This window comes from Corynebacterium sp. UMB9976 (genome assembly GCF_030212265.1).
Classification (GTDB): domain Bacteria; phylum Actinomycetota; class Actinomycetes; order Mycobacteriales; family Mycobacteriaceae; genus Corynebacterium.
Genome location: NZ_JASODY010000010.1, coordinates 33,978 through 45,828, shown reverse-complemented (window position 1 = coordinate 45,828; position 11,851 = coordinate 33,978). Strand labels below are relative to the sequence as shown.

Annotated in this window: 10 protein-coding genes; 9 read left to right on the top strand and 1 reads right to left on the bottom strand. The window is 64.6% G+C overall.

The window, feature by feature from the left end; translation table 11 throughout:
- Window positions 1–52 precede the first annotated feature (52 nt).
- Together QP140_RS06175 and ilvA are read left to right on the top strand one after the other, a co-directional pair.
- Window positions 53–724, top strand: a complete 672-nt coding sequence (locus QP140_RS06175) for a 3'-5' exonuclease (RefSeq protein ID WP_246818125.1) — start codon at window positions 53–55, stop codon at window positions 722–724.
- Window positions 725–748: 24 nt separating this feature from the next.
- Window positions 749–2,284 carry a threonine ammonia-lyase, biosynthetic gene (gene ilvA / locus QP140_RS06170; RefSeq protein ID WP_284758685.1) on the top strand — a complete coding sequence of 512 codons (1,536 nt, stop codon included), beginning with the start codon at window positions 749–751 and terminating at the stop codon, window positions 2,282–2,284.
- Between the two features lie 63 nt (window positions 2,285–2,347).
- On the opposite strand, the gene QP140_RS06165 is transcribed toward ilvA, so the two are convergent.
- On the bottom strand, window positions 2,348–3,031 hold the full coding sequence (locus tag QP140_RS06165) for an amino acid-binding ACT domain protein (RefSeq protein ID WP_070759316.1): 684 nt from the start codon (window positions 3,029–3,031) through the stop codon (window positions 2,348–2,350).
- 97 nt (window positions 3,032–3,128) lie between these two features.
- Here QP140_RS06165 and gatC point away from each other — a divergent pair, with 97 nt between their 5' ends.
- From gatC to QP140_RS06130, 7 genes are all read left to right on the top strand, one after another.
- On the top strand, window positions 3,129–3,434 hold the full coding sequence (gene gatC, locus QP140_RS06160; RefSeq protein WP_070759377.1) for an Asp-tRNA(Asn)/Glu-tRNA(Gln) amidotransferase subunit GatC: 306 nt from the start codon (window positions 3,129–3,131) through the stop codon (window positions 3,432–3,434).
- A 99-nt stretch (window positions 3,435–3,533) separates the two neighbouring features.
- Window positions 3,534–5,042, top strand: coding sequence for an Asp-tRNA(Asn)/Glu-tRNA(Gln) amidotransferase subunit GatA (gatA, locus tag QP140_RS06155; RefSeq protein ID WP_284758684.1), 1,509 nt, complete (start codon window positions 3,534–3,536; stop codon window positions 5,040–5,042).
- An 81-nt stretch (window positions 5,043–5,123) separates the two neighbouring features.
- Window positions 5,124–5,801 carry an NUDIX domain-containing protein gene (locus QP140_RS06150; RefSeq protein WP_284758683.1) on the top strand — a complete coding sequence of 226 codons (678 nt, stop codon included), beginning with the start codon at window positions 5,124–5,126 and terminating at the stop codon, window positions 5,799–5,801.
- Window positions 5,802–5,925: 124 nt separating this feature from the next.
- Entirely contained in the window at window positions 5,926–7,371 is a 1,446-nt protein-coding gene (locus QP140_RS06145) for an MFS transporter (RefSeq protein WP_284758682.1), read from the top strand.
- Between the two features lie 70 nt (window positions 7,372–7,441).
- Window positions 7,442–8,479, top strand: a complete 1,038-nt coding sequence (locus tag QP140_RS06140) for a 6-phosphofructokinase (RefSeq protein ID WP_148812430.1) — start codon at window positions 7,442–7,444, stop codon at window positions 8,477–8,479.
- A 54-nt stretch (window positions 8,480–8,533) separates the two neighbouring features.
- Window positions 8,534–10,048 (top strand): Asp-tRNA(Asn)/Glu-tRNA(Gln) amidotransferase subunit GatB, encoded by a 1,515-nt coding sequence (gatB, locus tag QP140_RS06135; protein WP_173362309.1) that lies wholly within the window; start codon window positions 8,534–8,536, stop codon window positions 10,046–10,048.
- 135 nt (window positions 10,049–10,183) lie between these two features.
- Window positions 10,184–11,815: an AMP-binding protein gene (locus QP140_RS06130; protein WP_284758681.1), complete on the top strand. Its 1,632-nt coding sequence runs from the start codon at window positions 10,184–10,186 to the stop codon at window positions 11,813–11,815.
- Window positions 11,816–11,851 lie beyond the last annotated feature (36 nt).

The window sequence follows — 11,851 nt, the reverse complement described above, 5'->3', positions numbered from 1 at the left end:
TCTATCGAGGATCCGCTCTGGCCTGTCTGGTGCTCCGGTTAGAGTAAGGATCATGACCGCAGCGCATTTCAATCCGGCTCACATGTTGAGCTTCGACCTAGAGACCACCGGCACCAATCCACTGTCCGCCCGCATCGTGACCAGCGCCATGGTGCGCATCCGCGGCAGTCAGGTGGATGACGTCGAATTGCTCGCTGACCCGGGGGTCGAGATCCCCGAGCAGGCCAGCGCGGTGCACGGCATCACGACCGAATACGCACGGGAGCACGGTCAGCCGCACGACGAGGTCCTGGCGGAGACGATCCGGGCGATCCGGCAGGGTTGGGAGGACGGCGCGACCCTCGTGGTCTTCAATGCGCCCTATGACCTGACGGTGCTGCGCAGCCAAGACCCGAGCTTCACCGTGGACGGTCCAGTCATCGACCCGCTGCTGCTGGACCGCCACTTCGACCAGTATCGCAAGGGCAAGCGCACCCTGGGGGCGGTCTGCGAACACTACGAGGTGGCCCTCGACAATGCGCACGAGGCCACCGCTGATGCGATCGCCGCGGCCCGCGTAGCATGGAAGATCGCCCGTGAGCACCCGGAGCTGACCCAGATGAGCGCCGACGAACTCATGTTGAACCAGTCCACTTGGTACTACGAGCAGCAGTCCAGCTTGGCAGAATACTTCCGCTCCAAGGGGCGCGACGCGAACGTGAACACCAGCTGGCCGCTGCAATAGGCCGGTTGCCTATAATTTCTAAACATGTCTTCCTCACCACAGCCCACCGCAGCCGATTACCTCAAGGAGATCGTCGCAGCACCCGTCTACCGGGCGGCGAAGCACACTCCCACCGACGCGATGCCCGTGCTGTCCAAGCGCTTGAATAACCGCGTGCTCGTCAAGCGCGAGGACCTGCAGCCGGTGCACAGTTTCAAGATTCGCGGCGCTTTCAACCGCATGGCTCAACTGAGCCCGGAGGAGCGCAATCGGGGCGTGGTCGCGGCATCCGCTGGAAACCACGCGCAGGGGGTGGCCCTGTCCGGCCGCGAGCTGGGTATCCAGACCACCATCGTAATGCCGGAGATCACCCCGCAGATCAAGGTCGCCGCAGTGCAGGGGCTGGGCGGCGGTGTGCTGCTGCACGGTGCCAACTTCGACGAGGCCAAGGCGAAGGCCATCGAGCTCTCCGAGACCGAGGGCATGGTCTTCGTCGCCCCCTTCGACGACGAGGCGGTGGTCGCCGGTCAGGGAACCATCGGCCTGGAGATTTTCCAGGACGTCCCCGAGATCGACCGTGTCTTCGTCCCCATCGGAGGCGGCGGCCTGGCTGCCGGTGTGGCGATCCTGCTCAAGCAGCTGACCCCCACAATCCAGGTCATTGGCGTGGAGCCGGAGGAGTCCGCCTGCTTCGTCGCCGCGAAGAAGGCGGGCGGGCCGGTGGACCTGGCCTACACCAGCCTGTTTGCCGAGGGCGTGGCGGTCAAGCGCATCGGGGATGAGAACTTCCGCATCCTGGACGAGTGGCTGGATGACGTCGTGACCGTCACCTCCGACGAGATCAGCGCGGCGATCAAGGACATCTTCGACGACACTCGCGCGATCGCCGAGCCTGCCGGTGCGGTGGCGCTGGCGGGCCTCAAGCGCTACTGCGCCGAACACGAGATCACCGACGAAACCCTCGTCCACGTACTCTCGGGCGCCAACGTCAACTTCCACTCGCTGCGCTATGTCTCCGAGCGCGCGGAGCTCGGCGAGGGCAGCGAGGCCCTGTTCGGCGTGACGATCCCCGAGGCCAAGGGCGCCTTCCTGGACTTTTGCACCGTGTTGGGTAGCCGCGCGGTCACCGAGTTCAGCTACCGCGTGGGGGAGACCGACGAACCAGCGAAGATCTTCGTCGGTGTGCAGCTCAAGGGTGGCCACCAGGAGCGGGAATCCATCCTCACCGACCTGGCTGCGGCTGACTATGGGGTGGTCGACCTCTCCGAGGACGAGGTGGCCAAGGAACACGTGCGGTACATGATTGGCGGCCAGCCACCACACGCCGTGACCGAGAGCGTGTTCGCTTTCGAGTTCCCGGAGCACCCGGGCGCTCTCATCCGCTTCCTCGAGGTGCTGGGAACGCGGTGGAATGTGTCGGCCTTCCACTACCGAAGCATCGGCATGGACTATGGTCGCGTGCTCGCCGCGTTCGAGAATGTGGAGGGGGACGCGGAGTTCGCCGAGCACCTGGAGAAGCTGGGTTATCACGCCACGGAGGTCAGCTCCAGCCCGGCTTATCAGTTCTTCCTGAAGGCCTAAAACACCTCAGCCCCCGACGGTCGCCCGCCCGGCCGCGGGGCGTTGTATTTCGCCGGCGAGGGATCAGTCGGCGAAGAACGCGCCCAGGATGCTGCCCAGCTGCCGCAGGTGCTCCACCTCGGAGAGCAGGAAGTCCGGGCCGCCCGGGCGACCCACGATGAGGATCAGCGAGGAACCCTCGATGGGGGTGGCGGCAAGCGAGGAGTCCATGACCGCCCAGGGCTCGGGGATCCAGTCCTCCTGCTCGGGGTTGAGAACCCGGGCCTCGAGTACGGGCGCGGAATCCAGCTCCTGGCCGTTGTCCTCAGGAGCAGCGCTCGAGGCCGCGATGCGATGGGTGCGGGGCGCGGTATCCAACACGATGGCCCAGCCCGCGGACATGGAGCGCGGCAGATCCGCCATCAGCGTCTCCAGGGCCTCAGCGCGGCGGGAGCGCAGCGCCGCGATGGAGGCCAACATCTGCACCTGGCCGCGGCGGTCGATCGAGCCGGAGAACGGGCGGATGGAGTCGACGAACACGCCCTCGACTTCCTGGGCTGCGGTGATCAAGACGTCCGGCAACGTGCCGTGGGGCAGGTCCACGACGATGTCGTCAACGACGACGATCTCGTTGTTCAGGGAGTCGTCTTCGTCGTAGCCGACGATGTCGACGCCTTGGATGTTGCCGTCGACGTTGCCGAGCGCCTGGGCGATCTTGCCAAGGGCGCCGGGCGAATCGGGTACGCGCACGCGCATCAAATAAGACATGCCTAAAGTCTAGCGATCCGTGCGAAAAACTTAAGGAGCTCTTTTCCGGCCGGGGCATGCTAGGTGAACGTGCACGGCCTTGACTAGAGTTATGGGCATGTCTGAAATTTCCCGCGAAAATGTTGCCCACTTGGCCAAGCTGGCACGCCTCGAGATCCCGGAGGATGAGCTGCAGAGCTACGCCGACCAGATCGACGACATCATCGAGCACGTCGCCGCGATCTCCAAGGTCGATACCGAGGGCGTCGAGCCGCTCAGCCACCCGACGCAGAACGTCGACGGTGCCGTCTCCGTGATGCGCGAGGACGTCGTCATGCCCGTGCTGACCGCCGAGCAGGCCCTGGACCAGGCACCGGCAGTGCAGGATCAGCGCTTCCAGGTTCCGCAGATCCTCGCCGATTAACCTGCCTTAGCTTTGTGCCTGGCTGGCACGCCGGAATAACAACACCAACTCCACGCAGCGCACCCACGCTGCCGATGATTACAGCTCAAAGGATTATTGATGACTGAAGCTCAGCGCCTGACGGTCGGGGAGCGTACGGACTCCGACTTCACGACCTGGACCGCCGCCGAACTGGCAGAGAAGATTCACTCGCGGGACATCAGCTCTGTCGAGGTGACCCAGGCTCACCTGGACCGCATTAGCGACGTTGATGGGGAGATCAACGCTTTCATTCACGTCAGCGCCGACGAGGCACTGGCTGCCGCCCACAACGTCGACGCCGCCATCGCCGCTGGTGATACGCCGACCTCGAGCCTGGCCGGTGTGCCGCTCGCGCTGAAGGATGCCTTCGTCACCACCGACGCGCCCACCACCTCCGGTTCGAAGATGCTCGAGGGGTACATGAGCCCCTACGACGCGACGCTGACCCTGCGTCTGCGCAGCGCTGGCATCCCGATCCTGGGTAAGACCAACATGGACGAGTTCGCGATGGGTTCCTCCACCGAGAACTCCGCTTATGGCGTGACCCGCAACCCGTGGGATCTGGAGCGTACCCCGGGTGGCTCCGGCGGTGGCTCCTCCGCCGCGCTGGCTGCGGGCATGGCTCCGCTGGCCATCGGATCTGACACGGGTGGTTCCATCCGCCAGCCGGCTGCGCTGACCAACACCGTGGGCGTGAAGCCGACCTACGGCACCGTCTCCCGCTATGGCCTGATCGCCTGCGCCTCCTCCCTGGACCAGGGCGGCCCGGCGGCCCGTACGGTCGAGGACACCGCCCGCCTGCACCAGGTTATTGCGGGCTTCGACCAGAACGACGCCACGTCCTCCCGCCACGAGATCGCCGACGTGGTCGCAGCCGCCAAGCAGGGTGCGAACGGTGACCTCAAGGGCGTGAAGGTTGGTGTGATCAAGCAGTTCCAGCAGGCAGAAGCCCTGCAGGCGGGCGTGCGCGAGCGCTACGAGGCCAACCTGGAGCAGCTGAAGTCCCAGGGCGCGGAGCTCGTGGAGGTCGACTGCCCGAACTTCGACCACGCGCTGAATGCCTACTACCTGATCCAGTTCTCCGAGATCTCCTCCAACCTCGCCCGCTTTGACGGGATGCGTTACGGCCTGCGCGCCGGTGACGACGGCACCCGCAGCGCCGATGAGGTCATGAGCCTGAGTCGCGCGCAGGGCTTTGGTCCGGAGGTGAAGCGCCGCATCATGTTGGGCACCTACGCGCTCTCCGTTGGTTACTACGACGCCTACTACCTGCAGGCACAGCGCGTGCGTAACCTCGTCGCGCAGGACTACGCCAAGGCCTTCGAGCAGGTGGACGTCATCGCCGCGCCGACGACCCCAACCACCGCGTTCAAGCTCGGCGAACTGGTCGACGATCCGCTGCAGATGTACCTCTTCGATCTGTTCACCCTCCCGCTGAACCTCGCCGGTGTCTGCGGCATGTCCGTTCCGGGCGGACTGAGCAGCGATACCCAGCTGCCAACCGGTCTGCAGCTGATGGGCCCGGCCCATGGTGAGGAGAGCATCTACCGCGTCGGCTCCGCCTTCGAGGCAGGCCGCGAGAACTAAGGCTCCTTGAACTAGGCATACCGAGCGGCCCCGCACCCAGATTCGATTTGGGTGCGGGGCCGCTGGCGTACAGTAGACCCTATGGTTACTACGGGTGATGGCTGGGCAATTGGCGTCGATGGTTCCCGCAGGTGGGGGACCCTGGGGGCAGCCGGGCTGTTCCTGTGCGCCCCGGCCGAGGACTCCGCCGAGCCGGTCGTCCTCATGCAGCACCGTGCCTGGTGGACCAACCGTGGGGACACCTGGGCGCTGCCGGGTGGGGCGATCGACCACGGCGAGTCTCCCGAGCAGGGCGCGCTGCGCGAGACTCAGGAGGAGACTGGGATCGACCCCGCGGACGTCACCGTCCTGGATACGCTGGTCACCTCTCGCGTCGAGCTGGATCACGTGCTGCGCCGCGAAGCCGTCCTCCCGGAGGAGGAACACCTGTTGGATCCCGTGCGGGCCATGATCGAGCGTGATGGCGATGTCCGCCAGGCACTGCAGGAACAGCCCATTTACCACCCAGAACACGGGGGACGGGCGGTCTTCGGGCTCGGCGCCAAGTTCTGGTGGGAGGTGCTCGATGAGACCGTGACTGAATGGCGGTATAGCACTGTCATTGCGCGCGCTGAGCACCCGCTGGAGTTCGTCCTCACCGAGGAATCCACGGACCTGCGATGGCAGCCGCTCTCGAAGCTGGAGGAGCTCAACCTCATGCCCGAATTCCGGGCCACGCTGCCGGAGGTGCGGCAGCGGGTGGCGCAGCTCTGGGGCTAAAACAGCTCTTGGACTAAGACACAGAGCCCGCTCCACAACTATTCCCGCCGGAGGCTGGTAACTGACCCGGCCTTCCCGCCCGGCGTGGCCCGGGGAGGGGAGAGCGGACCGGGGAGGTGATTAGATGGTGCCTGTGACTGAGCACAAGTATCCGACCCTCCCGCTGAACAGCGTGGCGGCCTGGCGGGCGCTGACCGCCCTCTGCATCGGTTTCTTCATGATCCTGCTGGATCAATCGATCGTGGCCGTTGCCACCCCGGATCTGCAGGCACAGCTGGACGCCACCTATAACCAGGTCATCTGGGTGACCTCGGTGTACTTGCTCTTCTTCGCCGTCCCGCTGCTGGTCACCGGGCGGCTGGGGGACCGCTACGGGCCGAAGAACGTCTACATCGTGGGCATGGTGATCTTCACGCTGGCCTCACTGGCGTGCAGCTACTCCGCGACGATCGAGTGGCTGATGATCTCCCGGGCGGTGCAGGGGCTCGGCGCCGCACTGCTGACCCCGCAGACCATGTCGGTGATCAACCGGGTCTTTCCGCGAGAGAAGCGGGGTGCGGCCATGGGGGTGTGGGGTGCCGTGGCAGGCCTATCCACCATGATGGGGCCGATCCTGGGAGGGGTCATCACCTCCACGCTCTCGTGGCACTGGATCTTCTTGGTCAACGTTCCCATCGGCATCCTGTCCATCGGAATGGTCGCAGCCTGGGTGCCGCCCTTTGAGCCCACTGATAAGCCCATCGACGGGATCTCGATGGCTCAGTCCATGCTCGCGGTCAGCTGCCTCATTTTTGCGATTCAGCAGGGCGAGAGCGTGGCCTGGGCTTGGTGGATCTGGGCCGTGATGGCTGTGGGTATCGCCATCGGCGTGCTCTTCTTCCGCCGCCAGGCCCTGCTCACGCACGGCGCGGGAGGTAAGGATCCGGTCTTGCCGACCACGCTGTTTTCCCGTCGCAGCTTCGCGATGGGAAACCTCGCTATCTTCACGATGGGCTTTGCCACCGCAAGCATGATGCTGCCGCTGATGATGTACTTGCAGCAGGTTCACGGGCTCTCCGCGATGACGGCCGTGGCCTATGTGCTGCCCATGTCCGTTCTGGCGCTGCCGCTGTCGCCCTGGATCGGTTGGCTCATCGACCGGAAGGACGCCCGGCCCATCGCCGTGGCCGGCTTCGTGTTCATGATCGCCGGGATTCTCGGGTTGTTTTTCTGCCTTCGCCCGGGAGGATCGGCCGGGGCGATCATCGTGCCCATGCTGCTGATGGGGGCGGGCAACGCTGCCTTCTGGTCGCCCAACTCCGCGATGACGCTGCGGGACTTGCCACCCCACCTGGCCGGTGCCGGATCGGGGGCATATAACACGATCCGCCAGGTCGGTGCGGTCACCGGCGTGGCCGTGGTGGGCGCCGTCCTCCAGGTGCGCTTGAGCCACTACGGCGACGGTGCGGGGGAGCAGCTTGCTTATGCCTTCGGCCAGTCCTTCCTCCCGATCGCCGCTGCGCTGCTGGTCGGGCTCGTAGCCACGGCCGTCTCGGGAAGTGCTAAGCCAGGACCTGCCCCGCGCAACTAGTGTTGCTGGCGTAAGGCTGCAACGGAAGCACACGTGCCGGTGGCACAGCTCGGGAGGAGAGCTTAAGGATATGCGTATCGCGATTTTGACCAGTGGTGGGGATTGCCCCGGCTTGAATGCAGTGATTCGTGGTGTCGTGCGCACCGCGGGTGCCGCCGGTGTCGAGGTTATTGGCTTCGAGGATGGTTACCAGGGGCTGGTGGAAAACCGCGTGGTCCCGCTCTACGACGACGCCTACATCGACCGCATCATTCGTTACGGCGGCACGATTCTCGGCACTGGTCGGCTGCACCCGGATAAGTTCAAGGCGCAGATCGACACAATCAAGGCCAACCTTGCGGAGCACGAGGTCGACGCGTTGATCCCGATCGGCGGCGACGGCACCCTGCGGGGTGCACAGTTCTTGCACGACAACGGCATCCCGGTCGTCGGCATTCCGCAGACCATCGACAACGACGTCGACGGCATGGATTACACCTTCGGCTTCGACTCCGCCGTCGCCGTGGCCACCGAGGCCATCGACCGCCTGCACACCACGGCGGAGTCCCACAAGCGCGTCATGATCGTTGAGGTCATGGGGCGCCACACCGGTTGGATCGCGCTGCATGCGGGCATGGCCGGTGGTGCCCACGACGTGCTGCTGCCGGAGTTCCCCTTCGACATCGACGAGGTCTGCGCCCGCATGGAGAAGCGCTTCGAGCAGGGCGAGCGCTACGGGATCATCTGCGTGGCAGAAGGCGCGGAACCGAAGGGCGGCAGCCTGGACGGCCAAGGCGACGGGGAAGAGGAGCTCGACGAGTTCGGGCACGTCAAGCTCCAGGGCATGGGCTACCAGGTAGCCCGAGCCGTGGAGAAGCGCCTGGGAGTGGAGGTGCGTTCCTCGGTGCTGGGGCACATGCAGCGCGGCGGGACCCCGACTGCCTTCGACCGGGTGCTGGCCACCCGCTGTGGGGTCAACGCGACCAAGGCAGTGCTGGAAGGCAAGACCGGAAAAGTAGCCGCCCTGCACGGCGAGAAAATCGACCTCATCGACTTCGAGCAGGCCGTCGGGCGGGTGAAGTCCGTGCCGGACTACCGCTACCAAAACCTCCAGGGCCTGCTGGGCTAAAAGCACCCGAGCCGATTACAGATGCCCGGTGGCAAAGGTACTAAGATGGGCGCCATGACTGCGCAGTTGTATGACTATTCCGACGATGTGATGGATTTCGACGAAGTGCTGGAGCGCTTCGAACCCGTGATGGGAATGGAGGTCCACGTCGAGCTGTCCACGAACACCAAGATGTTCTCCACCTCGACCGCTGCCTTCGGCGGGGATCCGAATACCCACGTGGACCCGTGCAGCCTGGGTCTGCCGGGCGCACTGCCGGTCGTCAACAAGCAGGGTGTGGAGTGGGCCATCAAGATCGGGCTTGCACTGAACTGCAAGATCGCGCCGTACTCCCGCTTCGCGCGCAAGAATTACTTCTACCCAGACCAGCCGAAGAACTACCAGATCAGCCAGTACGATGAGCCGATCGCCTACGACGGCTACCTGGACGTCGTCCTCGATGACGGCACTGAGTGGCGCGTCGAGATTGAGCGCGCCCACATGGAGGAGGACACCGGCAAGCTGACCCACCTCGGTGGCGCCTCCGGCCGTATCCACGGTGCGACGGCCTCCCTGGTGGACTGCAACCGCGCCGGGGTGCCACTGATTGAGATCGTCACGAAGCCGATCGAGGGCGCTGGCGAGCGCGCCCCGGAGATCGCACGCGCCTATGTCACCGCGCTGCGCGACCTGGTCAAGGCCCTCGGCGTGTCCAATGCCCGCATGGACCAGGGTTCCATGCGCGTGGACTCGAATCTCTCCCTGCGCGAGAAGGGCAGCACCGAGTTCGGCACCCGCACGGAGACCAAGAACATCAACTCCCTGCGCTCCGTGGAGCAGGCCGTGCGCTTCGAGATGCAGCGCCACGCCGCCTGCCTCGTCAACGGGGTGGAGATCCAGCAGGAGACCCGCCACTACCAGGAGGACGGCACCACCTCGAAGGGTCGTCCGAAGGAGTCCATGGCGGACTACCGTTACTTCAATGACCCGGATCTGCCGCCGGTGCTTGCGCCGGAGGAGTGGGTCGAGGAGATCCGCGCGACCCTACCGGAGATGCCGTGGATCCGCCGCGCCCGAATCCAGAAGGAGTGGGGTCTGCCGGACGCGGAGATGCGCGACCTCGTCAACGCTGGTGCGCTCGACCTGATCGTGGAGACCACCGAGGCTGGCGCGGATCCGGCGGATGCCCGCAGCTGGTGGGTGGCCTACCTGGCGCAGAAGGCCAATGAGCAGGGCGTGGAGCTGGAGCAGCTCGACATCACCCCAGCACAGGTCGCCCGCATCATCGAGCTGGTCAAGGAAGGCAAGCTGACCACCAAGCTCGCCCGCCAGGCCGTCGACGGTGTGCTGGCAGGGGAGGGTGACGTCGACCAGGTGGTCAAGGATCGTGGCCTGGAGGTCGTCCGCGACGACGGCGCGATCGAGGCCGCCGTCGACGAGGCCCTGGCTGCAAACCCGGACATCGTGGAGAAGTACCGCGCGGGCAATAAGAAGGTCACCGGCGCGATCGTGGGTGCCGTGATGAAGGCAACCAAGGGTAAGGCTGACCCGGCGCAGGTCAATAAGCTGATCGCCGAGAAGCTGAACTAGCACCGCACGCGGCCACCGCTCGCGTGCGTGATGCGCGGTGATTCGCGTAGAAGCCTCCGGGCCCCGGGAAAACGGGCTCGGAGGTTTCTTATTTTCTCTCGCTTTAAGCGGGCGCGGGAATGTAGCGTGTTGGTTATGGAAACTAAGTATCGAGGTCTGAATGTTCCCCTGACTCCGCTGCGGTTCCTGGAGCGCAGCGCGAATACCTTCCCAGAAGCCACGGCCTGCATCGACGGAGTGCGGCGCATCAGCTTCAGGCAGTTCCGAGAGGATGCGGAAGCCTTCGCTCGTGCGTTGCGGGCCCACGGGTTGGGGCTGCACGACCGGGTAGGGGTGCTTGCCCCGAATAGCTACGAGGCTCTGCTGGCGCAGTTTGCTGTGCCTCTCGCTGGGGGAGTGACCGTGCCTATCAACACCCGGCTCGCGGCGGCCGAGGTGGCCTATATTCAAGGTCATGCGGGGTTTAATATCCTCATCGGTGCAGCTGACCTGCTAGCCGGCGTGGTTGAGGAACTGCCAGAAGAACTGCGGTTGTTGGAGATTCCAGAGTTGGACGGCACCCAGCCCGGGAAGTTCCCCTCTTTCGCGGATTTCATCGCACCCCACCGGGAGGGCGAGGATCTGAGTTACCGAGTGGCCGACGATAATGAGCCCATTGCGATCAACTACACCTCGGGCACGACCGGAAAGCCGAAGGGTGCCGTGTATACGCACCGCGGAGCCTACCTCAACGCTATCGGCGAGGTTAACGCGCAAAAATTCGCCAGCGACAGCGTCTATCTGTGGACGCTGCCCATGTTTCACTGCTCTGGCTGGTGTACCGGCTGGGCGACGATGGCAGTTTCGGCAACCCAGGTAGCGCTCCGGGCGGTGCGAGGGCCAGAGATGTGGCGCTTGATCGCAGAAGAGGGGATCACTCACATGTGTGGCGCTCCCGCGGTGCTCACCACGCTGGTCGATGATGAGAACAAGCGGCGCGTGAAGAACCTCAGGATCGTGACCGCGGGAGCCCCGCCGAGCCCCACAATCATCACTCGGTGTGAGAATCTCGGCATCGAAGTCACACACGTTTATGGGCTGACGGAATCCTATGGGCCGTTTACCGTCTGCGAGCCGCAGCGCGAGTGGTCGGATATGACTGTCCGGCGTCGCGCGGTGCTCAAGGCCCGGCAGGGCGTTGCAATGATCACCAACGAAGAGGTACTGGTCATCGAGCAAACCGCTGAAGATGATGATTCGATTGTCGAGGTGCCTAGTGACGGTACGACGATGGGCGAAATCGTCATGACTGGCAACGGGGTGATGGCTGGATACTTCGAGGATGAGGAAGCCACCCGCATCGCCTTCCGGGGTGGGTATTTCCACACCGGCGATCTCGGTGTCAAGCACCCCGATGGCTATATCCAGCTGCTGGATCGGGCCAAGGATGTGGTGGTCAGTGGCGGTGAGAACATTTCCACCATCGAGGTGGAGCAGGGCATCGTCAGTTACCCGGACGTCTCCGATTGCGCGGTCATTGGAGTGCCGGACGAGAAATGGGGCGAGAGGCCGCGTGCGTACGTGGTGCTGCGGTCGGAGGCTCGAGGGGATGATCCGGAGGCGATTTCTGAGGCGATCATCGCCCACTGCCGGGTGAATATGGCGGGCTATAAGGTTCCCAAGGATATCGTCATTCTCGACGAGCTGCCCCGGACCTCTACCGGCAAGGTGCGCAAGAGGGAACTGCGTGACGAGGCGTGGCAAGGGCAGGAGGCCAAAATCCACTAACTCCTGCTTGGCAGCCGAAGATTGGCCTAGAGGTGA

What these genes read in the sequence shown, in the direction of transcription:
- QP140_RS06175 (WP_246818125.1), top strand. Translation starts at nt 53, where the DNA reads ATGACCGCAGCGCATTTCAATCCGGCTCACATGTTGAGCTTCGACCTA.
- ilvA (WP_284758685.1), top strand. Translation starts at nt 749, where the DNA reads ATGTCTTCCTCACCACAGCCCACCGCAGCCGATTACCTCAAGGAGATC.
- QP140_RS06165 (WP_070759316.1), bottom strand. Translation starts at nt 3,031, where the DNA reads ATGTCTTATTTGATGCGCGTGCGCGTACCCGATTCGCCCGGCGCCCTT.
- gatC (WP_070759377.1), top strand. Translation starts at nt 3,129, where the DNA reads ATGTCTGAAATTTCCCGCGAAAATGTTGCCCACTTGGCCAAGCTGGCA.
- gatA (WP_284758684.1), top strand. Translation starts at nt 3,534, where the DNA reads ATGACTGAAGCTCAGCGCCTGACGGTCGGGGAGCGTACGGACTCCGAC.
- QP140_RS06150 (WP_284758683.1), top strand. Translation starts at nt 5,124, where the DNA reads ATGGTTACTACGGGTGATGGCTGGGCAATTGGCGTCGATGGTTCCCGC.
- QP140_RS06145 (WP_284758682.1), top strand. Translation starts at nt 5,926, where the DNA reads ATGGTGCCTGTGACTGAGCACAAGTATCCGACCCTCCCGCTGAACAGC.
- QP140_RS06140 (WP_148812430.1), top strand. Translation starts at nt 7,442, where the DNA reads ATGCGTATCGCGATTTTGACCAGTGGTGGGGATTGCCCCGGCTTGAAT.
- gatB (WP_173362309.1), top strand. Translation starts at nt 8,534, where the DNA reads ATGACTGCGCAGTTGTATGACTATTCCGACGATGTGATGGATTTCGAC.
- QP140_RS06130 (WP_284758681.1), top strand. Translation starts at nt 10,184, where the DNA reads ATGGAAACTAAGTATCGAGGTCTGAATGTTCCCCTGACTCCGCTGCGG.